Origin of the sequence: Paraburkholderia hiiakae (genome assembly GCF_904848665.1) — a bacterium.
Lineage (GTDB): Bacteria > Pseudomonadota > Gammaproteobacteria > Burkholderiales > Burkholderiaceae > Paraburkholderia > Paraburkholderia hiiakae.
The window spans coordinates 86,791-113,120 of sequence record NZ_CAJHCQ010000027.1 but is presented as its reverse complement, the minus strand read 5'-3'; the positions used below and the strand labels follow the sequence as shown (position 1 = coordinate 113,120).

Here is a 26,330-nt window from a genome sequence, read left to right as displayed (position 1 = left end):
TCCTTCAACACGGAATGGAGATCAAACCCGGGAAAGACAGAAGCAAACCTCTCTAAAACCGGACATTTCTATTGAGCCGGAGACCAGACATCTCTATCTGGCCATGACATTAATTGTAGCAGCAAAGTAGTAGTGTCGTACTTGGGCAAAGTACAGATGTCGTACCCCGGTCCGATTTGAGGTACACGCTGGCGCGCTTTTCACCGATGCGTGGAGCCGCCAATGGCCTGTACCGGGATGATCACGATGAGCATGCGCGAGCTGGACCGCCTGAAGGCGATCGAGGCAGTCGCCGAGGCACGACTGATGCCCTGGCGTGCGGCCGAACGTTTGCCGGCGGTGCTTCCAGCCAGTTCTCCGCCAGGGCAGTCCCATGCCTGCCACTTGCGCGGATGATCGTCTTTCTTCTGACGGGGCATCGGATCTCCCGTGCAAAGAGAGTCAACGAGTAATTTGCATTGACGGTCAGATTGCCATAGAGCGCTATTGCGTCCGCGAAGATCTTGTTGTGCTTGTTGGGATGGAGATAGACGAGATTGTCCGACTTCTTCGTGTTGTCATTGGTCAGGACGATCTCGTTGAGGCTGCTGTAGGTGTAGACGGTATCCTCATCCTCGTACTGGAAGAACGTTCTGCCGGAGATTCTTTTCGATTTTTCGCTCATGTCCACTTCTGCCTTTGTAATTGAAGTGACAACAGCAACGGCGGCACGATCACGCGCGCCGCTTATGGGCCGCGATGACGCTCGCGGCGGACTTTACGTCGAACGTACTATGGTGCGGTTAGGAAGTCGTGATTGCACTGGCGTTCCCGCCATGCCCACGTCGGCTGCCGCATGGCGTGATCGTGGTGCGCGTGTGTGCGTGTGCCAACGACCGCCCGCAGGCCCGCGAGTGCACGTGCGCGGAGGCGGTTCACCGACAGCGGTCATCATAGTCTGTTTGACTGGGCCGTTGCACATGCAAGCAGTACGCCGCTATGCCGACCGCATAGGCATCTTGCGTTTGCCGGCAGAGGCCTTGACCGACGCGGCGCAGGTGCACGAACGCTGAATGGTTTCAGCTGCTCACCAAAAGCCCAATATCTGGACAACCTCATCGCGCAAGATCTCTGACCGATCGACGCCTCTACCAAAGAACTTACATTTACTTACATAAATGGAAATATGATGCTAAACTCGCGGATCTCAAAAAAGTCCGCCGGCAAACGGCGCTCATGTTCCAGCAGGCGACGTCCAGCGTATTTGACCTTGTGTGCCATACCGAGCCTACCGACCAAGCTGCATGCAACTCCGGTTTCATGTTGAGGAAATCTGTAAAGTCGATAGCTCACTGGCCGTCGCACATCCTTCGGATGCCCATTCTCCGCAGCACCCTGCTGACCGGAAGCGGAATCACATTGCTCATGCGACTGCTCGCCTCGCTTTCGGGGTTGATGCTGACTGCCATGTTGACCCGCATGCTGAGCCGCGACGCGGTCGGCGAATACTTCGTCATGCTTAGTGTTGTGTCAATTGGCGCAACAATCATTGGTTGTGGTCTCAACTTTTCAGTTGTTCGTCTCGTTGCGGAAGCGCAAGCGCTAAAAAATTCCGCGTTGACCAAAGGGGTCATACTCGCGGCGCTCCTTACCGTGGCAGGCTCGGGAACACTGCTCGGCTTGTTGTTCATCTCGGACTGGGGTCTGGCAGCACTGGAGCGACATCTGTTTCAGGCAAGCACCCCGGCGCTGGCAGGGGTGCTTCTGCTCTGGACTCTTGCCCTGGCCTTCCAGACCGTATTTGCCGAACTGTTTCGCGGGATGCAGATGATCCTGCGAGCCTCGATTTTCAGTGGCGTTCTGGCAAGCATGATCACCCTCGTTCTGCTCGCAGTCAGCCGCCTGTTTGTGACGCCGACACTGATGCTCGTCCTCGCCATCGTCGCAATTGGCGCGCTTGTCGGGGCGGCATTGGCCGCCGTGCTGATGTGGCGCGCCACGCGTTCGCTGGAAGGCGCTCCGGTTCTGCAATGGCGCCGGCTCGCGGCCACTTCGCTGCCTTTGTGGCTGACGAACCTGATGCTCGCAATGCTGATGCAAGCCGATCTGTGGATCCTCCATAGCGAGTCCGCCAGTGCGCAAGTCGCGCTCTACGGGGCCGCTACTCGCCTTACCCAGTTCCTCACGCTGCCGCTCCTCGTATTGAACAGCGCGCTGATGCCGGTGATAGCCACGCGTCACACGCTGGGCGAACACGCTCGCCTGCAGCAGCACTTGCGCGGCGCGGCGGCGCTCGCAGCGGCCCCCGCCCTGTTTGCGATTATGGCGTTCATGATCTGGGGTAGGCCCATCCTGCATCTCTTCTACGGTGCCGGCTACGGAGCAGCGATGCCGTTGCTGTTGATCCTCTCGCTCGGACAGTTGGCCAACATTCTCTGCGGCAGCGCCGGCTATACGCTGATGATGACCGGGCATCAGAAGGAAATGATGTGGTACACCGCGGCGGCCGGTGCGCTGATGATCGGACTGGCTTTGGTGGTGGTGAAGCCGTTCGGTGCGATCGGCGTGGCATGCGCCGCGGCTCTCTCTCTTTGCCTGCAAAGTGTCGCTATGTGGGTGCGGGTCAAGACCGCACTCGGTATCTGGACTCACGCGCCGTTACGACTCTTGTTGCGCCCGTTTACTGCCATGAGGGCATTGCAATGACACTGCCCCGAGTCACACTGGTGGTACCGGTTTTCAACGGTGCCGAACATGTGGTTGAGACCGTCGAATCCCTGCTCGCGCAGACCTATTCGAACCTGCAGTTGATCGTAATCGATGACGGCTCGACCGACGCATCCTGGCAGTTGCTGGCCCCCTATGCGGACCGCTGCACGTTGATCCAGCAAGCCAATCAGGGGCAATCGGTCACGCTCAATCGCGGCTGGGACATGGCCGAAGGTGAACTGCTCGGCTATCTCGGCGCCGACGACCTGCTGGAACCCACTGCAGTCGCAGAACTGGTTAGGGCGTTCGAAAGGTCTCCTGAGCACGTTCTCGTGTATCCCGACTACTGGCTGATCGATCAAAAGTCGCGTCGTTTGCGGGCCGTCGAGGCGCCTGCGTTCAACTATGAGGACATTGTCCTTAAATGCGTTTGCCCCGTCGGCCCCGGAGCGCTGTTTCGCCGGGACGTCTATCGCCGTGCCGGTGGCTGGGATGCACTGCTTCGCCAGATCCCCGACTACGAGTTTCTGATGCGGCTTGGGCTGTTCGGATCTGCGCTTCAGGTCCGGAAGCTGCTCGCAAGCTTCCGCGTTCATGAAGGCTCGCAGTCATTCGCGGTATCCAGCGAGGCTCGCACCGCCGAATACACCTATGTCATGCAGCGCTATTTCGCGCGCCCTGACGTTCCGGAGGCACTGCGCGTCGCGCGCCCGCGTGCCGAAGCACAAGCACTGATCCTGATGGCGCGGCTGCATCTGCGTGCGCAGCGCTTTGTTCGCGGCGCGGTGTGCATTTGCCGGGCAATCCGGCTCAACCCCACTGTGCTGCTCCATCTAGCCAGCCTGGCATTGTTGGCGAATGGCCTGGTGGGGCGCCCGCTTCACTACATCAGGCAGCTTCGAATGAATCTAATTGGCAGAAGAAGGAAGTCGCTTTGAAGAGTGCTTTGCAAATTCCGGCCGTTTCCGCGGCTGCCGGCGCCATGTCATCGCGTGGCAAGTGGCTGGCGGGGTGCGCCGTCGGCGCATGGTTGCTACTTGTCATCGTCACGCTGTTCGCCTTCTCCGGCAGTCTGCTTACGCTGCTCATGTTTCATTTGAGCTGTGCGCTCATGCTCGGACTGGCGTTCCCGCGTCCGCGCGTGTTTGCGTATACGTTCCTCGCGGCGTTCCTCTTCCTCGGCTTCTGGGCCAAATTCGTTGTTCACCAGATTTTTCAATACCCGTTCATTGAGCCGATAGGTGACTTCGCCGCGACTCCTGCCCAATGGGATCGTGCGTTGGCTGCAGCGGCGAGCGCAGCGCTCGGCGCTGCGCTGTTCCGTTTGCTGCATCTGCTGCGAGTACGCCAGGCGGCCGTGGCCCTACCGGTTGCAAGTTTGCAACCGCGCTGGTATGCGCGTGCGCCTTTGCGCGCCTGGACCCTTCTACTCGCGTTATCGCTTGCTTTGTACGCCTGCAATTTCCATTGGGCGTTTTATCAAACCGGGGTCAACCCCCGCCACCTGCTCCCATTCAAATTGAACGCGGTGTCCGCTTGGGCAGCCTATTGCGGAATTGGTCTCATCTTCATGCTATTTGCCGACTGGGAGTCGCAGCGCAGGCCGCGATACACCTGGCCACTGGTTCTGAGCCTGTGCGCGCTAGGCATCGCGATGTCGGTCTCGCTGGCCAGTCGTGCAAGCATGCTGTTCATCATTGCCACGCTGTTGCTCGCCTGCGTCGACGGACAGCCAGTACGCATCTCGGTGCTTTGGCAGCGGTGGAGCTGGCGGCTGCCGCTTACGCTGGCCCTGGCATTCGTGGCGAGCCTGACGCTGGTCTCCGCCGTGCGGCTGCAGGTCTATGAAGTACCGCAAGCGCCGGCAGTCGCTGTCGCTCGCACGGAGCAACCCGCGTTGCCGCCGGCGCCTGTAGCCAGTGTGACCACTCCCGTTTCCGCGGTTGCGCCACAGGCATCAGTCCCACCGGTCGCTCAGCAAAAGCTTCAGATGGACGCACCACATATGGTTCGACAGGTCATGCTGCTGAGCGTCGACCGATGGATCGGGCTGGAGGCCATGCTCGCACTCTCCGCGTCGCACGAGCAAAGCATCGCGCTGTTCGTACGCGGCCTGAAAGAAGATCCTGCCCTGGGTGTTAAAGCCCTCTATCAAAGACTTTCCCACACGCAATACCAGTTTCAGCCAGATTTCACGTATCTCACCTTGCCCGGTGCGCCGGCAGTACTGTTCTATAGCGGCTCACTGCTTGTCGTCCTGGTAGGGATGTTTGCCCTCACCGGGCTGGTCGTGGGAGTCGAAGCGCTGGCCATGTGGAGCACACGCAGCCCTCTGCTTGCGGCCTTCCTCAGCGTTCTGCTGGCCAATTCCATCTGCCAGATGAGCTTCCCTCGCCTCGGAGCGATCTTCGTCGTTATGAGCAGTGTCGCCATCTTCCTCCTCGGCCTGCTCCTGCGCGGGTTCCGCGAGGTGGGTACGAAGTGAGCATGCAAGCAGGACTGACGGTGGGGGTGACGGGAGCCCGCGGCTTCATCGGTCGCCACCTTGTCGCCACGTTACTGGAACGTCCGGGAACCCGTGTGCGCGTGCTGAGTCGCGAGAGCACGGGTCCCGATGCGTTTCCCCCAGGCGCTAACGTCGACGCTTTCATCGGCGATCTCGGCGACGCTCGAAGTCTGTCTGGGTTTCTCGACGGGCTCGACTACCTGATCAATCTCGCGCACCCTGAAACGTCCACGGACGCCGCTGCCGAAGCGCTCTGCGACCAACTCGTGGATGCCTGCTGCACCGCATCGGTTCTGCGCTTCATACACGTCAGCACGGCAACGGTGGTCGGCACGACACCGGCTAAACGCGTCGACGAAACTACGCCATGTTGCCCCGCGAGTGACTACGAGCGACGCAAGTGGCTGATAGAACAACGCCTCACCAAAGGGCTCGCCGGCCGGATCGATTTCGCGGTACTGCGTCCCACTGCTGTGTTTGGACCGAATTCGCGGAATCTGCGCAAGCTCACGCAAACCATCGCATACGGTCCGCCATGGAAACGCCACCTGCTGCGCTTCATTCACGGACGTCGGCGCATGCATCTGCTACCCGTTGAAGATATGGTGCGGGCCATCATGCAGCTGCTCGCTTCGACACACGAACTCGCCGGCCAGACTTATCTCGTTGCCTGCGACGATCATGCAGACAATCACTACCAGGCCGTCGATGCCCTGCTCGGCGAGGCAATGGGCAAACCGTTACCCGAGCGCTCCGCAGCGTTGCCCAGCAGCCTGCTGAACCTGGGGTTGCGCGCAGCAGGCCGGTCGCAGAGTGAGCCTTCGTTGCATTTCGATGAAAGCAAGTTGCGCGCTTTCGGCATTCGCAGCGGCGTTGACTTCCGCGAAGCGGTGCAACGTTTCGCGCGCGGGTACGGCGACAGTGCGGGTGAACGGGAATGAACGTACTCCTTGTGTGCGACGCGATCGATCCAGCGCTCGGAGGTGGAACGGCAGAGCGTACGTTCCAGATGGCATTGGCGTTGCGAGCCGCGGGTGTGCAGTGTGCGCTGATCGCAACCTCCACGGCACTCGGCGAGCGCAGACGGGCGGAATTACGCGGATTCGACACGCTGCTGCCGCGCAGCTTGAGCAAACGCTTCTTCGTGCCGCTCGTATCGCCCCTCAAGATCGCCACGATGATTCGCCGGGCCGACATCGTTCATATCACCGGGCACTGGAGCTGGCTTGGCGCACTCGTGGGGACGCTCGCAAGGTACTACAAGAAACCGTACGTCTATTGTCCCGCCGGATCACTGCCTGTCTACGGCCGTTCGGCACTCATCAAACGCCTCTATAACCGTATCTGCGGCAATCGCCTCGTGCGCCACGCGGCCTGCTGCATGGCGATCGTCGAACTGGAGCGTGCGCATTTTCACGCGTACGGTGTGGGCGACGAGCGCATCGCGTTGCTTGCCAACGGCGTTTCAACTCAGGTGCCCGATGGCCTCGATGCGCAGCGCGCACGCACACGATATGGCATCGGGAATGCGCCGCTTCTGCTGTTCCTCGGCCGCCTGAACGTCATCAAGGGCCCCGATCTGCTAGTCGAGGCCTTCGGCGCACTCGCCGCGCGTCACCCGCACGCGCGGCTACTGCTCGCCGGACCCGATGCAGGGCTCGGCGATTCGCTGGCTAAACGAATCGCCAAACTGGGGCTGCAAGAACGCATTCAGTTCACCGGCCACCTGGAGGTACGTGAGAAGTTCGAACTGCTCCAGGCGAGCGACCTGCTCGTGATTCCGTCGCGCCAGGAAATGATGTCGCTCGTCGTCCTTGAAGCCGGGCTTGTCGGTACGCCAGCACTGCTGACCGATCAGTGCGGATTCGATGACGTCGAGCGGATAGACGGCGGCAGAGTAGTAGCGGCCAATGCCAGCGCGCTGGCCGTCGCGCTGGACGAGCTGCTCAGTACGTCCGAGACGCTCCCTGTAATGGGAGCAAGGTTGCAGCAATTCGTTGTACATAACTATACGTGGGACAGCCTGATCCGCGAATGCGTCGCGCTCTATGCACGGCTGCTGGACGGTGCGCTTCCAGGCCGATCTACTCAGGAACATTAAAAAAAGCATGTTTAAAGATAAGACCTTATTGATTACCGGCGGAACGGGGTCGTTCGGCAACGCGGTATTGAGCCGCTTTCTGGACAGTGATCTGGCGGAGATTCGAATCTTCAGCCGGGACGAGAAGAAGCAGAACGACATGCGTCTGCGTTATTCGAGTTCGAAACTGAAGTTCTATCTGGGCGACGTGCGTGACTACCAGAGCATGCTCGGTGCGATGCGCAATGTCGACTATGTCTTTCACGCAGCGGCGCTCAAGCAGGTACCGTCTTGCGAGTTTTATCCCATGGAAGCGGTCAAGACCAACGTGATGGGCACCGAATGTATGCTCAACGCGGCGCTCGCCTGCAACGTCAGCCGGGTTGTCGCGCTCAGCACGGATAAGGCTGTCTATCCGGTGAGCGCGATGGGCATTTCGAAAGCCCTGATGGAAAAAGTTGTGCTGGCGAAAGCCCGCACGCTCGACAACTCGAACACCGTGGTTTGCACGACCCGTTACGGAAACGTGATGGCATCGCGTGGTTCGGTGATTCCGCTGTTTATCGAGCAAATTCGTGCAGGCAGGCCACTCACGCTTACCGATCCATTGATGACGCGCTTCATGATGACGCTCGAGGAAGCCGTGGAACTGGTGATGTACGCGTTCGATCGCGGCACGAATGGCGACATCTTCGTGCAAAAGGCGCCCGCCGCGTCGATCGGTACGCTGGCGCGTGCTTTGTGCGAACTCTTCGACGTTCCGGATCATCCGATCATCACGATCGGCACACGGCATGGCGAAAAGCGCAGCGAAGCGCTCTTGAGCCGGGAGGAAATGGCGCAATCTCAGGATCTCGGTCGCTACTACCGAATCCGGCCGGATACTCGCGATCTGAACTACGCGAAGTTCTTTGAGGAAGGCGAAACGCTCATCACGCAGGCGGACGACTACAACTCCGACAACACGCGTCAACTGGATATCGAGCAAACCAAAGCGATGCTGCTCAAGCTGCCTTATGTGCAGTCAGTCTTGAACGACCTCCCTCAGGAACTGGAGGTCTAAGGCATGCCGATTGTTCTCGTTGCCGGAGCAAGCGGCATGCTCGGCTACACACTGTTGCGGCATCTGCCGGCAAACGGCGACTTCGAGGTGCACGGTACGTTGCGAGGCGCCGCTCTGCCTGGCGGTTATCCAACACCACCCGGTGTACGGCTCCATACCGGCATCGACGCAACCGACCCACAGGGACTCTTCGCGTTGATCGAGCGTCTGAAGCCGGACGTGGTTATCAACTGCATCGGCCTGATCAAGCAACTCGAACAAGCACATCGCCCCGCCGCGGCCATTGCGATCAACGCGTTGTTTCCGCATCAGCTTGCCGCGCAGTGCAGCCTGAGTGGCAGCCGCCTGATTCACATTTCCACCGACTGTGTGTTCGCCGGAACGCAGGGCTCGTATCGTGAATCCGACAGCTGCGATGCCGACGATCTCTACGGACGCACAAAACGTCTAGGTGAGGTTGACTACGACGGCCACCTGACATTGCGCACCTCGCTGATCGGACACGAACTGACTAGCAGAGTCAGTCTCGTTGACTGGTTCCTGTCGCAAACGGGGATGGTTCGCGGCTTTACGAGCGCAATATTTTCTGGACTGCCAACGGTAGAAGTCGCTCGCGTGTTGAAGATGTTCATTTTGCCGCGCCGTGACTTGCAGGGGCTCTTCCACCTGAGCGTCAACGCGATAGACAAGGATCGACTGCTGAGGCTCGTCGCCGAGGCTTACGGCCATGACGTGCCGATCATGCAGACCGACACGCCGAAGATCGATCGCTCGCTCGACTCGACGCGACTGCGCGACATTAGCGGTTATCGCCCACCCGTATGGGAAACACTCGTCGCAGATATGCACGAGGACTATCTGCAAGGTTACGCGGATTTCAGACAGCCGCTGAGGAGCACCAATGAAACGGCTTAAGGTAATGACCATCCTCGGCACGCGGCCGGAGATCATCCGGTTGTCGAGAGTCATGGCACGGCTCGATGAGCATTTCGACCATCGTATCGTCCATACCGGGCAAAATTACGACTACGAGCTCAACGAAGTCTTTTTCAACGAACTCGAAGTCCGCAAGCCAGATTATTTTCTCGATGCGGCGCGCCCTTCCCCTGCGGCGACCATCGGCCAGGTTATCACCGCGATCGACGAGGTACTCGAGGCCGAAGCGCCCGACGCGGTATTGATACTGGGCGATACCAACAGCAGCCTCGCCGCGATCTCGGCGAAGCGTCGCAAGATTCCTATCTTTCATATGGAGTCCGGTAACCGTAGCTTCGATCAACGCGTTCCGGAAGAGATCAATCGCAAGATCGTCGATCACATATCGGATATCAACCTCACGTACAGCGACATCGCGCGGGAGTACCTGCTACGCGAAGGGCTGCCACCCGACCGTGTCATCAAGACCGGTAGCCCGCTGCGAGAAGTGCTCAAGTTCTATCAGCCAAAAATTGAAGCTTCGACGATTGTCGATCAGCTCGATTTGAAGCCGAATCAGTTCTACGTCGTCAGCGCGCATCGCGAAGAGAATGTCGATTCGCCCATCCGCTTGCGAAATCTCGCTGATCTTCTGACGCGGATCGCGGCGGATACCGGATTTCCGGTGATCGTGTCGACCCATCCGCGCACGCGCAAACGCATCGAAGCGCTGGGCCTCACGTTCGGCCCGGGCGTGCGTCTGATGAAGCCGTTGGGTTTCATCGACTACGTGCGACTTCAGTCCGATGCGCGCGCGGTGCTGTCCGATAGCGGCACAATCACCGAGGAATCGTCGCTACTGAACTTCCCCGCCCTGAACCTGCGGGAAGCACACGAGCGACCCGAAGGCGTCGAAGAAGGCGCCGTGATGATGGTCGGGCTTTCGGTCGAACGCGTGCTGCAGGGACTCGAGATTCTCGATAAGCAGCAGCGCGGCGACGTGCGGCAGTTGCGGCTCGTCGCGGACTACTCGCCGGAGAATGTGTCAGACAAGGTGCTGCGCATCATCCTCAGCTATACCGACTACGTTAACCGGACGGTCTGGCACAAGAGCACTGTCGATCCGTTATGCGAATCCTGATCCTCAGCCAATATTTCTGGCCAGAAAATTTCCGCGTCAATGAACTGGCGCAAGAGCTCGTCGAACGCGGACACCAGGTTACGGTACTCACTGGCCTGCCCAACTATCCCGGCGGCGCAGTCTACGACGATTATCGCCATGATCCGGCTGCTTTCAGCCGCTTCAATGGCGTCGAAATCATTCGGGTTCCTCTGGTTCCTCGCGGAACTGGAGCAATCCGGTTGATACTCAACTACTTGTCGTTCGCGGCAAGCGCGTCGGTGCTGGGCATCTGGAAGCTGCGCGGACGCGCATTCGACCGCATCCTCGTCTATCAACTGTCTCCCGCGACCATCGGATTTCCGGCTGTCATCCTTCGCCGCATCAAGCGCGCCCCCACGCTATTCTGGGTCCAGGATCTCTGGCCGGACACCCTGGAAGCTGTGGGCGTTGTACGTTCGCGCTTTCTTCTGCGATTCGTGGACCGGTGGATGCGGTGGTTCTACGCTCATACGGATCATCTTCTCGCCCAGTCTCGGGCCATGATGCCGCGACTGCGTGAGCAGGCGCCCGCTCGGTTACCACTGAGCTACCTGCCGAACTGGGCAGAGACGCAGCGGACCAAGCCAGTCGCGCTGCCTGCAGGGCCGGTCGCCAGGACCAACACGTTCAAGATTTTTTATCTTGGCAACTTGGGCGAAGCGCAAGACTTTCCGGCCGTCCTCGAAGCAGTCGAACTTCTGCGTGAGCGCGATGATATCGAGTGGTGTCTGGTCGGCGACGGCCGACAGGCGGGCTGGATTCGTGACGCAATCGAAACGCGAGGGCTCAAGTCACGAGTCCGTCTGCTGGGTGCCTTTCCATCCGAAGTGATGCCCCGCTTTCATCGCGAGGCCAACGCGCTGCTGGTGTCGCTCAAACGTGATCCGCTGTTCGCCATGACGATCCCGAGCAAGGTGCAATCGTATCTCGCAGCAGGCGTTCCCATTGTCGGCATGCTTGACGGAGAAGGCGCGCGCGTGATTCTCGAAGCGCGCGCCGGATTCACGTGCCCCGCGGGCGACAGCCGCGGACTGGCCGACGCCGTCGTTGCGCTCGTCGGCATGGCACCTCAGCAACGGGCAGAGATGGGGCACGCGGGAAAGGCGTACTGCCGTCAGGAATTTGAATTCCCGATGCTGGTCGACCGGATCGAGACGTTGCTTCGAACTGTTACGCCGCACAACCGAAAGCTTTTTCGCAAACAACATGGTGTTGCCGCCCTGCCCATGCAGGACGCCGCGAGCACCGGGGCTCAAGTCGCGCCAGCCGCGCCCTGGCTTTCGCAGAAGGACACACCCAGCGCCATTGACCCGTTAGTCGCCCCCAGTCAACCAGGTCAGCTAGAAGAAGAGATGCCGGTGCAGTGACGTGACAAACAGGACGCTCATCAGGGTGTCGTGTTTGTCACTGGTCTCGCCCAGGCTACAGCGTGTTGTCAATTCGACAAAGCTAGACGATCGTCGGTATTGGCCGTCTTTCTCCTGATTCTTGCTCCCGGAATTTCAATCAGCTTGTAGCTGATACAAGCGAGCGGAATCACGGCGATGTTTATCAAAACGGCGATTGAAAATTTTGCCGGCGAGCTCAGGGACGGACCGTGATATCGGTAGAAGTTCTCCAGAGCGGGTGTCATAACAAGATAATGCAGCATATAAATGCTAAAACTGACCTGACCGAGCATTTTCAGCGGTTGCGAGGTCAAAATGCGGGGGCCGGCAAAAAATATGCAATAGAAAATTCCGAACGACATCAGCAGATGCCAGTACGTGTAGTAACCATCCGTGTTTGCCTCCAGGATGACCAGAATTACCGCAATGGCGCAAAAGGCGACTTTCCACGGCTTCGAAAGCACAGGCGTTCTCTCCGCGAGCAGGGCCACGATGACACCCGGAGCAAAAAATGGCCAGATCACTTCCGGCGATTCGGCGAAGGCATAGGTGCCGAGCGAAAGGATTGTCACCATTGCCAGACCGCAAGCGACTCTGGAGCGCCTGCATATAAAAAAGAGCACTGGTAGACTGATATAGAATCGCCATTCATAAGGAAGCGACCAGGCAACGCCAATCAACGGTAACGCGTTGTACCCTTGCACCTCGATATCTTTAATGCCTCCAAGCGTTCCATATAACACTATGTTAAGCGACTGCGAAGTCAGCTTGCCAAAGGCCTCAGACGGATAAGGAGAATAGTACAGGCAAAAGAAGATGGTAGCCGCCGACGCAAACAGGTACAGCGGCATGATTCTTCGAATCCGTTGTATGTAGAACGACCGGAAATCCAGCTTTCCACTCAGCGCCCGCCTTGTGAATAAAAATGCGGTTATGGCGAAAAAAACCTGGACCGCCAAGGCGCCGATCCTGTTCGCAACCTCTGGCAATTGAGTGAAGCCAAAGAAAACGAGTAGATGTTGATTAATGTGACATGTGCTGACTGCAATGGCAAGAACTCCCCGGAGACCATCGAGAAATTCATATTTGCGGCTCTCTTCCTGTATTTTAAAAATCCTGCCGAATGGCAAAATAATCAATACAGCCAGTGCAAATGACGTGACATAAAACAGGATTTGTATTTTTGCAAACAACATGCTCTTTTCGTCTTGCTCGTTAAGCTGCGAGGTCTGGGAGTGTGACCTGCTTTGAGCAGCTCGCACCGGGCGACGACGCTTTCTAATTGACCTTATCCCTCTATTATGCCTCAGCGTCGCCCTCACGTTCCAGCGCCGCAACGAGCCGAGTGACAGCGCGCACCACGAGGGTGCCGACTTGAATCAGGCCCTTCCCGAAGTCAGTGCAAAAATTTCTCAACTCATCCCATCTCGCTGCGAAGCAACCCACGCCTCGATACGCGGCAGCAACGCCTCGCGCCTCGCCAAACTCGCCGGCGGCCAATACTGCTTCCGATCGTAATAAACCGGCACCGCAGGCGTCGACTCCGGCAACACCACCCACGGCTGCTTCGAAACAGTAAAGATATGGATATTGGGCGGCAACAGATCTGGATTATCCAGCGTGCCGACCCGAACGAATGCAATGAGCGGCCCAGCGCCGGCGTAATGACTCCAGAGCGCCACCGAACACTTCGGGGAGCGCCCGATCTGCTGCCCGCGTCCGCTTTCGGAAGGCGTATCGACCCAGGCAAGGTTGCCGCTCAGCAATTCGACCTGGTCGCCTTCGATCATCGCGTTGAGTGCGAACGACGCACCGGTCTCGCGCTGGCACCAGCGGCAATGGCAACAATGAACGAAAAGCGGCGAAGAAAGCAGGCGATAGCGAATGAACCTGCAGTCGCAACCGCCTTCGATGGGATAGTCAGGCGCGCCAGTCACTTAGAATCTCCCGGCAGGCATGGCAACACCGGCATGGGCATCCCTGCTGCCTGCCCTCAGTTTCGCACCCCTACCTTTCAAATCCGTTGGCCCACAGGTCTTCATGCGGGCATTTCCACCCGCTCACCTTCGACGGCCTCAGACCTTCATTCCCGGCAGATTCAGCGAAGCGGTGTTGCCGCCATCCACCGGAAGCGCCTGACCTGTCACATAGCTGGCGTCGTCGCTCGCAAGAAACGCGATGGCGGAGGCCACTTCCTCCGGGCGCCCAGGACGGCGCAACTCGCACCGGTAGCCGAGTCGGTCCTCTTTGTTCTCTGCGCGCGCACGTTCGAACACCGGGGCCGTCATACCCGTTTCGATCAGCCCGGGGCACACCGCATTGACGCGGATATGCCACGGCGCAAGAGCGCATGCGCTCGTCATGGTGAGGTTGATGACCGCCGCCTTCGAGGCGCTGTATGCGTTCCCGCCCGCGCCCGAGCGCACACCGGCCACGGAAGCGGTATTGACGATCGCGCCACGGCTACGCTCGATCATCGTGCGCGAGGCCCATTTGGTGAAATGCACAACGCCCATCAGATTGACCGCGAGGATTTGCTGCCAGACATCCGTGCGCGTTTCACTAACGGGTGAATAGTCGCCGCCTGCGATACCCGCGTTATTGCACAACACGTCGATGGCGCCGAAGCGACGCAACACCTGGTCGACGGCGTTCGCCACGTCGTCTTCATGCGCGACGTCGAGACCGGCGTACCAGACGCGCGCACTCTCCATGCTTTCGGCCGCAGCGGCAAGCGCGTCGGCATTGCGGTCGAACAGGGCAAGCGTCGCGCCCTCGTCATAGAGCCGCCGGGCCGTCGCCCGGCCGATGCCGCTGGCCGCGCCGGTGACGATGGCCACCTTGTCCGTGAAACGCATAGTGCACTCTCCGTTCGGATTCCAGATCATCTGCCCTGGCGCTGCTCGTTCAGCAATATCGCCGCGACACAGACAGGTTTGGGCAAGCCCTCGCACTCGACGGTCGCCTCGACCGTAATCTGGAGACCGCGCCAAAGCGGGGGCTCTATGCCGCGATATCGTGAGCGCGATCATTGCCAGCGAGCGGCGGATACCATCGCTCGAAGCATGATCGCAACTGCTCATTCAGAACGGCCGTCCTCACCTGCAGAAGGCCTTGCGCATGAGCGGGTCGCCACGCCATCTGCTGCCGCTTCACAAAGCGCTTGCTGACCACCTGGTTGACCGCCGACTCGACGAAGCTCGAGGTGATCGGCTCGCCATGACGGTAGCGGTCTCCGTAGTTCACGATAAAGCGCTGGTTGTTCTCGAGGTAACCGATGAACTCCTCTACTCTGGCCAGCAGCCTGGCCTCCTCGGGACAGTCATCCGTGGCGAGCTCCCAGCCCAGGCTTTCAAGCCGCTGCAGCGCCGGATAAGGGCAGCCGTGCCACAGGTGCCACTTTGCACTGCGCAGCTTATCGATCAGCGTGTCGACACATGGCCGTTCGTTGCGGCCCCGTAATCCCTTGATCATCTGTTCGAGATTCTGTACCCGCATGGCGACGTGAAACCAGTCGAGTACCCTCTCGCCGCAATCGCCAAAGTCGAGCTGGGCGCGGCGAACGGTGTCGCCGCCGTCGGACAGGAAAGTTATCGGCTGGTCCGCGCCGACGCCTTCCTGCGCAAGAAACGCCAGCATCCGATCGGCAGGCTCGGGCTCGAGTGTGTGAACGTAAGCGAAGCTGTGTCCGCGACCGTCATCGCGCAGTGATTTTCCGACGATGACCTCGAACCAGCCGTCCTGTCGACTGCTGTGTCCAGCAAGCCGGATATAGCCGCCGTCGATCCCGACGGCGCGTACTGAGGTGTGCTGCGGAATAGCGCATCGGCCAGCGGGCAGATCGACGTATCGCCGTTGCTCACAGGCGACCGTTGCCTTCGAACTCTCAAGGCGACCACCCAGTGTGGCGACGCGCCGCCGGATCGTGGTGGCCGCGAGCACATGCTCAAGCGGTAACACCTCCTCCAGTACCCGGACGCTCAGCCCATAGGACATCAGCGCGGCAAATTTCGCCTCGAGATACTGCAGTTCGGGGCTCGTCCGCTCACACAGGCAACTGGCCAGTGGACTGACGGACCGTCGCCCCGCTCCGGAACACCGGCACTGATACAACCGAGGGCTGTCGATCGATAGCCGGCCAAACACCGAGCGGCAAACCAGGCGATGGTGGCCCTTGACGGTCAAACGGGAGCCGCACTCCGGGCACACGCTCAGCCGCGCAATCGCTTCAGCGGCCTGCGCGTCAATCATCGAGCGCTGCAGCCGGCCCAGCAGCGCCTTCGCCTCCTCAAGATGCAAGCCGAGAGAGCCCGCATCGAAGCCTTCCCGTTGGAAGCGGGCTATCTCCGTAATGTTCGCCTGCTCGTCGACCTCAGTCTGAACCACAATCTGCACGCTGATCTGCATCGCAGCCTCCTGCCCGGCACGTCGCCTAGGCGGTCAGCTTGCCGCGCAAGCGTCTGCAGCCGTTCATTCGCCGCCCGACGGTCGAAACACCGATCCAGCCAGATCAGCCATTCGTCCGCCTCAACGCGTAGATCGTTAACGTCAATCTGGCCTTCGCGTAAAGTCTCGATCCACTCGAAAAATTCGTGCTCGCCATGAACTTCCAGTGCGTTCATGTATCTTTCGGGACCTCCGGTGTCTTCTGGCGGGCAACGCCCGGCGCCCGCGACGCAGCGCGGCAGCTGGCTTGATCGCTGGGCGCACGTGCGCCGCTCGACGCGCACGTCATGTAACCACCACGAGGTGAAGTCGCAGAGGTACGCAAAAGCGCTCATGTTCGTGCAGGCCAAACGCCGCGAGGGACAGGGTGTCGGGTCCGTCGAAGAATTGCAACGCGCCGTCGCGATGTTCGCCGTAACGCCATCGGCGGATGACAAACCGGTGCAGGGGTTCGTCGTTCCAGCCCATGGCGAGCTGCATCACCTGATGCAACTGCGCAATCGTGATCTGCTCGGGAATCAGGAGCCGCCGCCAGACAGGCGGGCTGACCCCGCGTAGACTGATTCGCAACTGGAGAACAGAAATCGATTCGGAAGAGTCGGAGTCCATCGAAGCACTATAGACACATCCTTGAGTCATATTCGCAGACCCGATTCCAGCCCCCGCTTTGGCGCGGTCTCCCGACCGCAGCTGGTCTCGTAATTCTCGCGCTGCTCGCGAAGCGGGCTGTTCGCCTTAGCGAACACGAGAATCTTCGTTCCCTGGCGGCGAGTCGCGCCAGAAACGTCCCAACGGGGGTGGGCAGCAATGGGGCATCGAACAGGCTCAAGTTCTCCTCGAAAATTCGACGTTTGACCGAGCCATTGAGATAATCCTTCTTATCACAAGATGCATGTTTTTCTATCAAACTAAGCGATTTCAAAAAACGCCGGATGTAGTCGCACGCCCCGCCCTCCGCTGAACCTGTCGGCTTTCCCGGTGCCGGTGAACTCGCAATCCTCAACTCCAGCGAGATGAACGCGCAGCGCCTGCGCTTCGCGTCAGTCCAGGCGTTTCATCTGTCGACCCTCACGTTCGCCCCACTCACTCGCGACGGCGCTAGAGCCGATATAAGAAAATTCCGGTTCGCGAGGCGTAGAATACGCCCTTCATTCAACGCGTCCGGATCCGGGCGCGTCGCCACCAATACCCTGAAAATTCAGGCTCTGGGTGTGTCGTTGGTTGGCGAGCTGGCCGGAGCGGGCGAACAAGCTAAGGCGTTATCAGCTTGACGGCAAGAAGAAACGAAGCGCTCCATTTGGCTTTGTATAAGGATGTTCTCCATGCAGCCAGGCACCGGGATATGGGCGTCTTGCCTGGGTGGCTCGTCAGGCGTGGGGAAGCGTGCGTAGTACGGCATCAACTGACTAGTGAACGAAAGAAACATGCAAACCGTTGCGGTACTCGACTTCGAAACAACCGGGCTTTCGCCGAATCTGGGCGACCGCGCTACCGAGATCGCCGTCATCCTTCTGCGTGACGGCCAGATTGTTGATCGTTACCAGAGCTTGATGAACGCAGGACGACGCATCCCGTCCGATGTCGTTGCTCTCACCGGCATCACGAACGACATGATTGCATCGGCTCCTCCTGTATCGAAAGTCATGAGGGAATCTGCAGCGTTTGTCGGAAACCATCCCGTCGTTGCCCACAACGCCGGTTTCGATAAGCGGTTTTGGCAGGCAGAACTTGGGCTGCTTGGAGTGCCAGCGGAGCATTCATTTGCTTGCACGATGCTCGTCGCCAGGCGGGTCTACCCACGCGCCCAGAGTCACCGCCTGGCTAGCTTGGCGGAGATGCTTCAGTTACCGAAATCGGGTCGTGCTCACCGGGCGATGGTTGACGCTGAGGTCACCAGCCATCTATGGTGCCGATTGCAGCACGACATCGCTCAAACTTACGGGCTCAAGCGAATCGATCACGCCCTCATGGCTCGATTGCAGAAAACCGGCAAGGCGAAGGTTGCGACATTGCTGGGTTCGCTGTCTAACGACTGAGCCCATAGCGCCCAACAACCTGGACATGACCTGTCATAAAGCACCAGCGCGAGTACGAAAGCGCAGGACGACAGGAGGGTTGGCCGGCAAACGCAAAAAATCCGCCGCATCTCGACGTAATACACTGATTCAGCGTGAAAAAATGCAATTTGCAATGCGGGGTGGCGAGCAGCTCTTACAGGCAATGTCGAAGAGGGGATCAAGAATCGTTCGATCGCTACTGGGTCGCGATCTTCGGGTAGCAGTTCTCCCACGAAACGGCCACTCGATCGCCGGCGTTGTGGGAGAGCAGCGTAACACTGATGGCTGGCGTGCCCACTACGATCGGCGACCTGATCGGTAATTGCGGGTTGCCTTATCAATGTCACGTATCCGGCACGTGGATCTAGAGTGAGCGGCTGATGAACCGCGCTTTGATTGCGTCAATGCGCGCCCATCTGGAACGTCGGGGAAGGGCCATTTATCGATTCCTTGAAAACGTCGGGAGCGGGGATCGTTGATCCCACGCTCCTGCAACACGAGTGCCGTAAAACGTCAAGGCGTAGAAGTGTCGTCGCTCTGATTCTGGACGAACACTTGTTGCATCTCTTTGTTGAGCCCCTTGAACCGGTAAATCCGCTTTGTCACTTTGCTGCCTTCTCCACCCAAACCCAACGTTCCGGTGCCTCCCTCAGCGTCCACCGTGAGCCCCACATTGCCCTTTCCCGACACGTTATAAAACTCTTCGATTTCGACTTCTTCCGCGTTATCGATTCGTCTTGCGATTGCCAGTTCCTGCGCAACGCGCGCCTGGTGCTGAGCAAATTTCATCTGCAAATCCTGCTTCGCAACTTCGGCGCGCAGTTCATCGACACCTTGCGCGGAGGCTTTGGCAACGGCATTGGCTGCCAGTTCAACGCCCTCCACGACCAGCCACGCAGTTGGATTTGCGTATTTCAGGGCGGACTTCGCCATGTCCCATGCGGCCATGCTCAACCTCGTTTTGTTTGTCAATTAGCCGGCGATATCGTACCGATCCGACGATCAAGGAACGAACGCGCGCTCATTCACTAAAATGCGACGTCTTGAAACGCTAGCGTCAACGCCGCCCAGTCGCTTCGGTCCTTATCGCTCGCGCCCAACTTCGCGCGCAATTCGCTGCGACGCGCTTCCACAGGCTGCAAATCCTCTAGCTGCACGTGCGCAATCACATCGGTCACACTTTGCATCAGCCCCGAGTAAAGCTGCGAGTACGCTTCATCGAGCCACTGGCCGCGCTGCAACGTCCGGTCCTGGCTCTCCTGCACGTCACGCTCCTCGCCGTAATAGTCGACGGCAACTTCCGCCAGCACGGCAACCACCTGAATCACGGGAGCGGCCTTGTCGGCCCAACGGCCAAGCGTCTTGGTCCAGCGGCCCTTGAGGCCTGGAATCTTCAGCTTGCGGCCGAACTCCAGCAGCGTTTGCACATGCTCCTTGTGGACGCCTTTCATCCCGCCAAGCGCAGCGTCGAGCATTTTGTTGCCGAACTCGCTGCCGCCAGCGTCGCTTCCCTTGGGAAGCTCGAGCCCGTCAGCTACGAGCGCCGCGCCAATACGCCCCTTGACGTTCTGTTTGAGTTCCTTCTCCAGCCAGGTCTGCACGATCTCGCTCACCGACTCGCCAACCTGCGTCAACGCGGCCATCACCGTGTCGCGCGAACCGCCTTGTGCAATGGCTTCGCTAATCATCGGGCGCCGCAGCGTCAGCTCCGCGCGAATCTTGCTGGACGCCGCGTTCGTGAGCAACCGGTACTCGCGTGTAATGTGGCCGATCTGCGCGTCGACTTCCTGCATATCCCCTTGCGGTGTCGCCTCACGGACGATCGACGCTGACACCGTTTGCAGCAGTGAGCGTTCGAGCCCCGCGTAGATCTGTTGCAGAAGCTGCTTCTCGCTGTTGTATTGCACAAGCCATTCGCGGAATCGCAGCATGAAGACGTCGAAGCGCGAATGCTCGAGCAGCACGGCCTTGTTTTCGAGTCGTGCGCGACAAGCCGACTTGACGTTCATGAGGATCGTAGGCACCGTGCCGAGGGCCGCCTTGTCGAATCCACGCCGCCCGGCGTACGTGAGAAGCATATGGGTAAAGCGCGCCTGAATCGCTTCGATATGCGCGGGGTCACCATCTTCGTAGTTCAGGACAATGAAGATAGGCCGGTTCTGTTCCAGCAGTTCGAAGATGCGATTCATGATGTCACTCGCATCCTGATCTTCCTGGCGCAGCACGAACACGATCAGATCGGCGCGCTGCAACTGCTCGAGGCTGATTTCCTCGTGCGCGATCGGCGCGTTGACCCCAGGCGTGTCGAGCAGCATGTGGCCATCCCATTCGTGGAAGTCTACGACGTCCGTCGTAGGCACGTCACCGGCCTTCGCCACCTCGCGCCCCACAAGGGCGTTGATCAGTGTGCTCTTGCCGGCGTTGTAAGCGCCGAACAACATGACGTGAATCTTCTGTTTCTGGATACGCTCCTGCCATTCGGCGATGATCGCCTCGGCGTCCGGATGGTATCTCATTGCCACTGGCGCGGCCTGTTCGAGCAGCGACTTGTATTGTTCAAACGGATTCACTTGCACGCCTCCTTCAACCTCTCCAGTTCATCTTCGCTTTCGTCGACGACGCGTTCGATGCGCGTGACCTCGGCCATCACCTGCTGGACGCTCTCCCTGCACCGCTCGACCACCTTGGCAACCGCACCCGGAAGGCGCTTGCGCAGATCCTCTGAGATCGCCTCATAAAGGCGCGTGTAGCTCACGCCCACGGAAATGCTCAGACGCTCTGTCTCGACGAGATAGTCGCCGCCCTTTTCGCCCAGCAACGAACTCACCACACCGCCCAGGAGGCCGCCAACGGCCTCGCCCACACCCACGCCCGCGATCGTTCCCGCTCCCGGAAACAGGGAACCAATGAGTCCGCCGAGGATTGCGCCGCCTATCCCCGCCGCCCCGGCGACCGCGCTCTTCTTCCAGCGGCCCCGCGTGACATCACACTCTTCGGTGACATCGTCGAAAGCGCCATACTGGCCATCCTTCAGGGCGACCAAGGCAGCGTCCATCTCGTGCGCGTATTCCGCCAGCTCGCGCGCAACGTGCTCTTGCACGATCTTGTGAACCCGAGCGCTCAATTCGCGATGCACCGCGGCCGTGTCACGCGTCGATTTGTGGCGTTCGAGCAGATCGGCCAGTTCGCCGAGCACCTCATCCAGCACGCTGCTGCCGATTTTTGGTGCTGCAGCGTCCAGCGATTTCGCCGCTTCCGCTGCCTTCGTGCGCATGATCTTGAGCTGCGGCCGTATCTTCTCGCTCAGTGGTTGCACCACGTCCTTTTCAAGGTGACTGAGCATGAGCACGGCCGCCTTGCGCTTCTTGATTTCCGTCGCGGCCTCTGTGATCTCGGTGAGCCCGCCGAACAGACGCTGAAACCCCGCCCCCTCCAGGGCCTCATCAGGCTCCGGACTCTTGCGAACCACCAGTGCCGAAACCGATACGGGGGCACGCACAAGGCCCTCGTCCATGTCAGCCTGACGCAGTTTGGCTCGCGCACGTTGGAGTACGTCGCCTTCTTGCAGTTTGCGGTTTTCCGCCGTCTTGTTCTTCAGAATCGTAACGATGGCACCGTCGAGCTCGTCCTCCTCCGACATGTCGCTCTTCGTAATAGCGGGAAGCAACGGCTTGTCCCGCTTGAGCTCCTCGCGCAACTCGTCGAGTTCCTGCACCTGGCCCGGCGACGTCGAACTCGTGAGCCACAGAACGCCGTCGGCACTGTCGGTGAAGCTCTTGGTCAACTTGCCATTTTCGTCCGTGACCGAGTGCAGGCCCGGCGTGTCGAGCAAGATAAGCCTGCTACCGAGTCGGATTCCTTGAATGCGTGCCGTTGCTTCCGTTGCCGCTTCGACGAACGGCCCCTGTGTATCAATACTTTTGCCGTTTTCGAAATAGAAATACTGGACTGGCTCGCCATGGCGTTTGAATCGCTCCGCAAGGAAATTGCAGAACGAACTCTTGCCAGCATTCACCTTGCCGAAGACAAGCAGGATGCCCTGGCCGCCAAACTGCTCGCTAAGGCGTCGCATGGGTCCGCTACTGTCGAGCCCGTGCGCCCATCCAGCGACGCATTCGCCGATTTGACGCCGAAGCTCGTGGATCTGGCGCGCGAGTGCGCCGTCAGTCTTGATCCCCTTGACGTCATTGGGCTCGAGGACGAGTTTCGCCTGCAGTTTGTCCTTCCAGCCGTTCAGTTCGTCGACCCGGACCTGCATGTTCTGTGTGACGAACTCGAACTGCTTCAACTTCTCAATGAAATGCGCTTCTGATGTCGGCGCTTTTTTCGTCCCGTTCACTTCCCGGCCCCGCGAGTTATTCGATTCAATGTTTCAGTCATGCGGCCGGTGCTCATGGCTGAGCCACCACGCTTCCCTCACCGTTCGCGGCTGCATCCTGTTGCGCCATCAACGAACGAATCGCCTGCGCGGCCTGCTCGAAACGTTCGATTTCGGCGTTCAGGCTATCCATCTCGGCCACACGCACCTGCATCTCAGCCGTGTCCTGATACCGTATCTCAAACTTCATCGACACCGCGGGCGTCGACGTGGCTGAGCACGCCGTGACCAGTTCCTTGATTTCCGCATCCGTGACGGCGAGTTGGTGTTTCTGAAAGAAGCTCTTCAGTATGACCGCCGATTCGCTTTCCGCAATACGGCGTGCGCCCGCCCGTTTCGCGACCTCCGCCTGGAAAGCCGACGACGAGCTGCTACTGGACGAAGACGACGTTGGCGATGGAATCGCGTCCGATATTTTCTGAATGCCGTCGGCAATGGATTCGAGCGCCGTGTCTGCCACCGACTCCAGCATACTGCCCAAACTGGAAAAGAAGCCCATGCCTAGATCGCCCCGATTTTTCTGTGAATATCTGCTTGAAGCGACTCAAACTCGTTCTTGAAGTGCGTCATCAGCCTGTTACGCTCGGTCGTGAGTGTCTTCAGGCGCGCATAACGGTCAGCCCCTGCGGAGGCCAGTTGCGCGCGCAGGAGGATGCCCGTCATCCGCCGCTCTTCGGCCCGTGCGGAGAAAACCTGGCGGACAGCATGGGCTATACGGTCTTTCAGCGCCAGCATGCCGCTCTTCTCGATCAGCAGTGGCTTGCCGCCCTCGCGTCCGCGCCGGTAGCGGATCGCCGAAACGGGAAGGATCTCCAGTGAAGCGGCCTGTTGCTTGATGATACGGAGGATGTCGGCAAGCGTCTCTTCACCCACCTCCTCGATCTGCGTGATGACCACCAGCACCTCGCGCCGGGAATGCGCGGCTTCGGCGGCAAGCTGGGCGAGCAGCGCCTTTTCGCTGCCGTCGAGTTCGCCTTCGCGCGCCGAGTGGACGAAGAGCCGGATGTCCGCCTCCTCCCAACTCCCGCGCAATGCGCGCCGGTCGTCCTCGATCTGGACGTCGGCGTCGAGTCCCGGTGCATCGAGCCAGCGCACGCCCTCCTGGTCGAAGGCATCCAGATCCGTCGTCTGACGCACATCGGAAACCGCGAATACACCCTGACCAATCAACTCGTTCAGCAGCGTGCTCTTGCCGTGATTGAACTTCCCCAAAACCGTCACGACCGGCAACTTCCCGGCATCTGCGAGCTGTGCGAAGCGAGCCGCGTCGGCGGCGCGCTCCGGAAGCAGCTCTGAAATCACTGTCAAGTCCATGAATTCAGCACAATGAATGACGAAAGGCGGGCGGGTCGAATCGTCCCGCCCGGGTTGAGCGCACGTTAGCGGCGGCTGCCGGCCGGAAACGGCCAGGCCGACGCCGGGTTGAGCGATGTCTTGACCGTATTTGAAGCTGTTGGGACCGCCGGCGCGCCCTCTGCAACGCTGGCCGCCTTTGCGGTACGCTTCGCCGCGGGGCCGCCTTCACCAGTCTTGCGGGGGGCGTCTCCTGACGCCGCGCGTTTCACTGCGGCGGTCTTCCTAGCCGCCTTCTTCGCAACAGCGGGCACTGACGCGCCCGACTCCTCACTCTTGAGGTTCGAAACGTCGGCCTTGCCGTGATAGCCGAACACCTGTTCTGGCGTGAAATCGAATTGTCGGATCTGCGAGCGCACCAGGTCGAGCGCTTGTTGCACTTCCTGCAAACCCGACTTGCGGGAAACCTTCTTGGCGCCATCCATCGACTCGCCATTTGTTCGCACTGCCATGTTTTCCATGCTCCACGTTGCTTGACGTCCGGTCACACCCGACCCAGCAATACGCCCGCCGCTCGCTCCGACATCACCACCATCAGTTTCATGGTTGCCCGCGTCGCGCCAACAAACAGCAAGCACTGCGCGACTTCATCGAACTGTGAGAAGTCCACCTCGGTCAGGATCACGCAAGACGCACTTTGCCCCTTGAAGCGAAACACCGAATCGGACAGCACTTCCCCATCCCGATACAGTTGATTGCCGGCCATGTCATACCCGCCGGTCGGATGACGCAGACTCCATTCGCCCAAGCGGTCCATGCCAGTCAGTACCGACTTCTTCATCCCTTGAAACGAAAGAACCGCGATATCCGATGGACGATAGCCGAGCGCAATCGCTTCATCCAGCTGGCGACGGGTATACTCGACGACCGCGCCATCCGGGTACGCCACGATCTCCACATCCGAGCCGTCAATGGGGCTTCCTGCCTCCACGTCTTGCGGAAGTCCCTGCAACTGCGCAAGAAGTCGCACGATGTCGCGTGGACTCCGGTAATTGGATTTCGCGCGAACCTCGACCCAACGGTCCGGCAAGATGAGCGCCGGTCGCTGATACAGGTTCTGCATCGGGTCTTCGAGCCACCACCAGCTACCGCCGGGCGCCAGCAGTCCCTCCATCAGGTCGACCCAGGGCTGCAGGAAGTCCTGTCCTTCGTCGACCACGATCACGTCGTAGCGCGAAAGCGAGTGCTGCTCCTGCTCGCGCAGCCTTTGTCTCAAGGCCGAGCAAACGGATTCGTCGTCGAGATCAAGTTCACCACGCACGCCGAGGTCGTCGGCAAGTCCACGGCAGAGCTTGTGGAACGACATCACGCTCGCGGTAACCGGCGCGATAGACCCGATGTAATCGGCCAATGGCCGGTTGAAGCACACGTACAGCGCGCGCTTGCCGGCCGCAGCCGCGTCATGCAGAACGCCGATCGCGAGTTGCGTCTTGCCCGAGCCGGCCGTACCGTTCACCCGCAGCCGGAAGGGTTCGACATGGATATTGCGCGCCCACGTGGCCAATCCGCTCGACACCTGAGTCACAAGCTGCGATGCCGTACCGATCATCGCCCCCGCGTCGGGCATCAACGACAACTCGCCTGCCAGAAACGGATGAATGCTGTCATGGCAGGGCAGCAGCGGCTCGTCGGCGGGCAATATCTGCTGGACGATGTCTGCCAGCCATTTGCCACGAGTCGCGTCCACGATACGAGCAGGAGGCACACCCGCAATGTCGCGATTGATGACGGTGTAGTCCGGGCAATACAGCAGTTCCTCCACGCCGTAGTTGCGTGGCCCGAACGCGTCGGACAGACGGCCGCGCAACGCCGACACCGAGCGGGATATCTGTTGCGCCACGCTCTTCGGCTTGCCGGAGTAGGTTTTCGCGAGGCCTTCGGCGGTTTCCTCCAGGCTTCCCGCCTTTTGCTCGATCGCCATGATCCGGCCGGATGGGCTGACAACCACGAAGTCGAGTTCTCCGAACACCGAGAAACCGTTCGCGAGTCGAGTCCAGTGCACCGAGTGATAGACCGTGTAGCCATCGGGCAAGCCGGTTTCGAGCTGCTCCAGCGTTTCGATCTCGCGCGCAGCCCCTCCTGTCGCGCGTAGTGCCTTCCAGCCGTCGGGAAGAATACGCGCCATTAATCATCCATCCTGGAGAACGGGCGCAAATCAATTCCCGGTGCACTCATGTGCGCGGCCAAACGTGCCTCAACCGGCTCGACACCTGCTCGATCAAATTCGCCCGCGACCGTGCCAATTCGACGGCTCCACAGCGCGGACAACGCGAACGAATATCTATTTGCGGCAG

The 26,330-nt window shown here is 59.7% G+C and carries 24 protein-coding genes; 10 read left to right on the top strand and 14 right to left on the bottom strand.

Annotated features, from left to right (window positions below; genetic code table 11):
- Positions 1-241: 241 nt before the first annotated feature.
- A complete protein-coding gene (locus tag JMY28_RS34535; protein ID WP_201700369.1) occupies positions 242-664 on the bottom strand; it encodes a hypothetical protein in 423 nt (140 codons plus the stop codon).
- A 551-nt stretch (positions 665-1,215) separates the two neighbouring features.
- Here JMY28_RS34535 and JMY28_RS34530 point away from each other — a divergent pair.
- The 9 genes from JMY28_RS34530 to JMY28_RS34490 are packed head-to-tail and all read left to right on the top strand — an operon-like array spanning position 1,216 to position 11,781.
- Entirely contained in the window at positions 1,216-2,685 is a 1,470-nt protein-coding gene (locus JMY28_RS34530) for a lipopolysaccharide biosynthesis protein (protein ID WP_328809867.1), read from the top strand.
- Positions 2,682-3,626, top strand: a complete 945-nt coding sequence (locus tag JMY28_RS34525; protein ID WP_201700367.1) for a glycosyltransferase — start codon at positions 2,682-2,684, stop codon at positions 3,624-3,626. Before JMY28_RS34530 ends, JMY28_RS34525 begins: the two co-directional genes overlap by 4 nt.
- Complete coding sequence (locus tag JMY28_RS34520; RefSeq protein WP_201700366.1) at positions 3,623-5,173, top strand: hypothetical protein; 1,551 nt, start codon at positions 3,623-3,625, stop codon at positions 5,171-5,173. The genes JMY28_RS34525 and JMY28_RS34520 overlap by 4 nt, the downstream gene beginning before the upstream one ends.
- Positions 5,174-5,175: 2 nt before the next feature.
- Positions 5,176-6,135, top strand: a complete 960-nt coding sequence (locus tag JMY28_RS34515) for an NAD-dependent epimerase/dehydratase family protein (RefSeq protein WP_201700365.1) — start codon at positions 5,176-5,178, stop codon at positions 6,133-6,135.
- Positions 6,132-7,295, top strand: a complete 1,164-nt coding sequence (locus tag JMY28_RS34510; RefSeq protein WP_201700364.1) for a glycosyltransferase — start codon at positions 6,132-6,134, stop codon at positions 7,293-7,295. Before JMY28_RS34515 ends, JMY28_RS34510 begins: the two co-directional genes overlap by 4 nt.
- 7 nt (positions 7,296-7,302) lie before the next feature.
- On the top strand, positions 7,303-8,337 hold the full coding sequence (locus JMY28_RS34505) for a polysaccharide biosynthesis protein (protein ID WP_201700378.1): 1,035 nt from the start codon (positions 7,303-7,305) through the stop codon (positions 8,335-8,337).
- A gap of 3 nt (positions 8,338-8,340) precedes the next feature.
- On the top strand, positions 8,341-9,252 hold the full coding sequence (locus JMY28_RS34500; RefSeq protein ID WP_201700363.1) for a dTDP-4-dehydrorhamnose reductase family protein: 912 nt from the start codon (positions 8,341-8,343) through the stop codon (positions 9,250-9,252).
- On the top strand, positions 9,239-10,393 hold the full coding sequence (gene wecB / locus JMY28_RS34495) for a non-hydrolyzing UDP-N-acetylglucosamine 2-epimerase (RefSeq protein ID WP_201700362.1): 1,155 nt from the start codon (positions 9,239-9,241) through the stop codon (positions 10,391-10,393). The genes JMY28_RS34500 and wecB overlap by 14 nt, the downstream gene beginning before the upstream one ends.
- Complete coding sequence (locus JMY28_RS34490; RefSeq protein ID WP_201700361.1) at positions 10,381-11,781, top strand: glycosyltransferase family 4 protein; 1,401 nt, start codon at positions 10,381-10,383, stop codon at positions 11,779-11,781. Before wecB ends, JMY28_RS34490 begins: the two co-directional genes overlap by 13 nt.
- Before the next feature lie 68 nt (positions 11,782-11,849).
- Here JMY28_RS34490 and JMY28_RS34485 read toward each other — a convergent pair whose 3' ends face one another.
- From JMY28_RS34485 to JMY28_RS34460, 6 genes are all read right to left on the bottom strand, one after another.
- A complete protein-coding gene (locus tag JMY28_RS34485; RefSeq protein WP_201700360.1) occupies positions 11,850-12,998 on the bottom strand; it encodes an acyltransferase family protein in 1,149 nt (382 codons plus the stop codon).
- Positions 12,999-13,214: 216 nt separating this feature from the next.
- Positions 13,215-13,739, bottom strand: a complete 525-nt coding sequence (locus JMY28_RS34480) for a GFA family protein (protein WP_201700359.1) — start codon at positions 13,737-13,739, stop codon at positions 13,215-13,217.
- Between the two features lie 138 nt (positions 13,740-13,877).
- Entirely contained in the window at positions 13,878-14,660 is a 783-nt protein-coding gene (locus JMY28_RS34475) for an SDR family NAD(P)-dependent oxidoreductase (RefSeq protein ID WP_201700358.1), read from the bottom strand.
- A 145-nt stretch (positions 14,661-14,805) separates the two neighbouring features.
- Complete coding sequence (locus tag JMY28_RS34470; protein ID WP_201700357.1) at positions 14,806-16,209, bottom strand: ISKra4 family transposase; 1,404 nt, start codon at positions 16,207-16,209, stop codon at positions 14,806-14,808.
- Positions 16,143-16,583 (bottom strand): IS1096 element passenger TnpR family protein, encoded by a 441-nt coding sequence (locus tag JMY28_RS39595; protein WP_201700356.1) that lies wholly within the window; start codon positions 16,581-16,583, stop codon positions 16,143-16,145. The genes JMY28_RS34470 and JMY28_RS39595 overlap by 67 nt, the downstream gene beginning before the upstream one ends.
- On the bottom strand, positions 16,534-16,857 hold the full coding sequence (locus JMY28_RS34460; RefSeq protein ID WP_201700355.1) for a plasmid pRiA4b ORF-3 family protein: 324 nt from the start codon (positions 16,855-16,857) through the stop codon (positions 16,534-16,536). The genes JMY28_RS39595 and JMY28_RS34460 overlap by 50 nt, the downstream gene beginning before the upstream one ends.
- 815 nt (positions 16,858-17,672) lie before the next feature.
- Here JMY28_RS34460 and JMY28_RS34455 point away from each other — a divergent pair.
- A complete protein-coding gene (locus JMY28_RS34455; protein WP_201700354.1) occupies positions 17,673-18,284 on the top strand; it encodes a 3'-5' exonuclease in 612 nt (203 codons plus the stop codon).
- 534 nt (positions 18,285-18,818) lie between these two features.
- Here the strand turns inward: JMY28_RS34455 and JMY28_RS34450 are convergent.
- The 7 genes from JMY28_RS34450 to JMY28_RS34420 form a co-directional block, all read right to left on the bottom strand.
- Positions 18,819-19,253 (bottom strand): hypothetical protein, encoded by a 435-nt coding sequence (locus JMY28_RS34450; RefSeq protein ID WP_201700353.1) that lies wholly within the window; start codon positions 19,251-19,253, stop codon positions 18,819-18,821.
- Positions 19,254-19,333: 80 nt separating this feature from the next.
- A complete protein-coding gene (locus JMY28_RS34445; RefSeq protein ID WP_201700352.1) occupies positions 19,334-20,875 on the bottom strand; it encodes a GTPase in 1,542 nt (513 codons plus the stop codon).
- Positions 20,872-22,644 carry a GTPase gene (locus JMY28_RS34440; RefSeq protein WP_201700351.1) on the bottom strand — a complete coding sequence of 591 codons (1,773 nt, stop codon included), beginning with the start codon at positions 22,642-22,644 and terminating at the stop codon, positions 20,872-20,874. The genes JMY28_RS34445 and JMY28_RS34440 overlap by 4 nt, the downstream gene beginning before the upstream one ends.
- Before the next feature lie 52 nt (positions 22,645-22,696).
- The gene (locus JMY28_RS34435) at positions 22,697-23,182 is read right to left on the bottom strand and encodes a hypothetical protein (RefSeq protein WP_201700350.1); all 486 of its coding nucleotides are present in this window, start codon (positions 23,180-23,182) and stop codon (positions 22,697-22,699) included.
- A gap of 2 nt (positions 23,183-23,184) precedes the next feature.
- Positions 23,185-23,997 carry a GTPase gene (locus tag JMY28_RS34430; RefSeq protein WP_201700349.1) on the bottom strand — a complete coding sequence of 271 codons (813 nt, stop codon included), beginning with the start codon at positions 23,995-23,997 and terminating at the stop codon, positions 23,185-23,187.
- A 65-nt stretch (positions 23,998-24,062) separates the two neighbouring features.
- Positions 24,063-24,497 carry a hypothetical protein gene (locus JMY28_RS34425; RefSeq protein WP_201700348.1) on the bottom strand — a complete coding sequence of 145 codons (435 nt, stop codon included), beginning with the start codon at positions 24,495-24,497 and terminating at the stop codon, positions 24,063-24,065.
- 23 nt (positions 24,498-24,520) lie between these two features.
- A complete protein-coding gene (locus tag JMY28_RS34420) occupies positions 24,521-26,161 on the bottom strand; it encodes an ATP-binding domain-containing protein (protein ID WP_201700347.1) in 1,641 nt (546 codons plus the stop codon).
- Between the last annotated feature and the right edge of the window lie 169 nt (positions 26,162-26,330).

Excerpts from the sequence above, each read along its gene's own strand:
- JMY28_RS34535 (WP_201700369.1), bottom strand. The coding sequence starts at position 664 with ATGAGCGAAAAATCGAAAAGAATCTCCGGCAGAACGTTCTTCCAGTAC.
- JMY28_RS34530 (WP_328809867.1), top strand. The coding sequence starts at position 1,216 with ATGTTCCAGCAGGCGACGTCCAGCGTATTTGACCTTGTGTGCCATACC.
- JMY28_RS34525 (WP_201700367.1), top strand. The coding sequence starts at position 2,682 with ATGACACTGCCCCGAGTCACACTGGTGGTACCGGTTTTCAACGGTGCC.
- JMY28_RS34515 (WP_201700365.1), top strand. The coding sequence starts at position 5,176 with ATGCAAGCAGGACTGACGGTGGGGGTGACGGGAGCCCGCGGCTTCATC.
- JMY28_RS34510 (WP_201700364.1), top strand. The coding sequence starts at position 6,132 with ATGAACGTACTCCTTGTGTGCGACGCGATCGATCCAGCGCTCGGAGGT.
- JMY28_RS34505 (WP_201700378.1), top strand. The coding sequence starts at position 7,303 with ATGTTTAAAGATAAGACCTTATTGATTACCGGCGGAACGGGGTCGTTC.
- JMY28_RS34500 (WP_201700363.1), top strand. The coding sequence starts at position 8,341 with ATGCCGATTGTTCTCGTTGCCGGAGCAAGCGGCATGCTCGGCTACACA.
- wecB (WP_201700362.1), top strand. The coding sequence starts at position 9,239 with ATGAAACGGCTTAAGGTAATGACCATCCTCGGCACGCGGCCGGAGATC.
- JMY28_RS34490 (WP_201700361.1), top strand. The coding sequence starts at position 10,381 with ATGCGAATCCTGATCCTCAGCCAATATTTCTGGCCAGAAAATTTCCGC.
- JMY28_RS34485 (WP_201700360.1), bottom strand. The coding sequence starts at position 12,998 with ATGTTGTTTGCAAAAATACAAATCCTGTTTTATGTCACGTCATTTGCA.
- JMY28_RS34475 (WP_201700358.1), bottom strand. The coding sequence starts at position 14,660 with ATGCGTTTCACGGACAAGGTGGCCATCGTCACCGGCGCGGCCAGCGGC.
- JMY28_RS34470 (WP_201700357.1), bottom strand. The coding sequence starts at position 16,209 with ATGCAGATCAGCGTGCAGATTGTGGTTCAGACTGAGGTCGACGAGCAG.
- JMY28_RS39595 (WP_201700356.1), bottom strand. The coding sequence starts at position 16,583 with ATGAGCGCTTTTGCGTACCTCTGCGACTTCACCTCGTGGTGGTTACAT.
- JMY28_RS34460 (WP_201700355.1), bottom strand. The coding sequence starts at position 16,857 with ATGGACTCCGACTCTTCCGAATCGATTTCTGTTCTCCAGTTGCGAATC.
- JMY28_RS34455 (WP_201700354.1), top strand. The coding sequence starts at position 17,673 with ATGCAAACCGTTGCGGTACTCGACTTCGAAACAACCGGGCTTTCGCCG.
- JMY28_RS34450 (WP_201700353.1), bottom strand. The coding sequence starts at position 19,253 with ATGGCCGCATGGGACATGGCGAAGTCCGCCCTGAAATACGCAAATCCA.
- JMY28_RS34435 (WP_201700350.1), bottom strand. The coding sequence starts at position 23,182 with ATGGGCTTCTTTTCCAGTTTGGGCAGTATGCTGGAGTCGGTGGCAGAC.
- JMY28_RS34430 (WP_201700349.1), bottom strand. The coding sequence starts at position 23,997 with ATGGACTTGACAGTGATTTCAGAGCTGCTTCCGGAGCGCGCCGCCGAC.
- JMY28_RS34425 (WP_201700348.1), bottom strand. The coding sequence starts at position 24,497 with ATGGAAAACATGGCAGTGCGAACAAATGGCGAGTCGATGGATGGCGCC.
- JMY28_RS34420 (WP_201700347.1), bottom strand. The coding sequence starts at position 26,161 with ATGGCGCGTATTCTTCCCGACGGCTGGAAGGCACTACGCGCGACAGGA.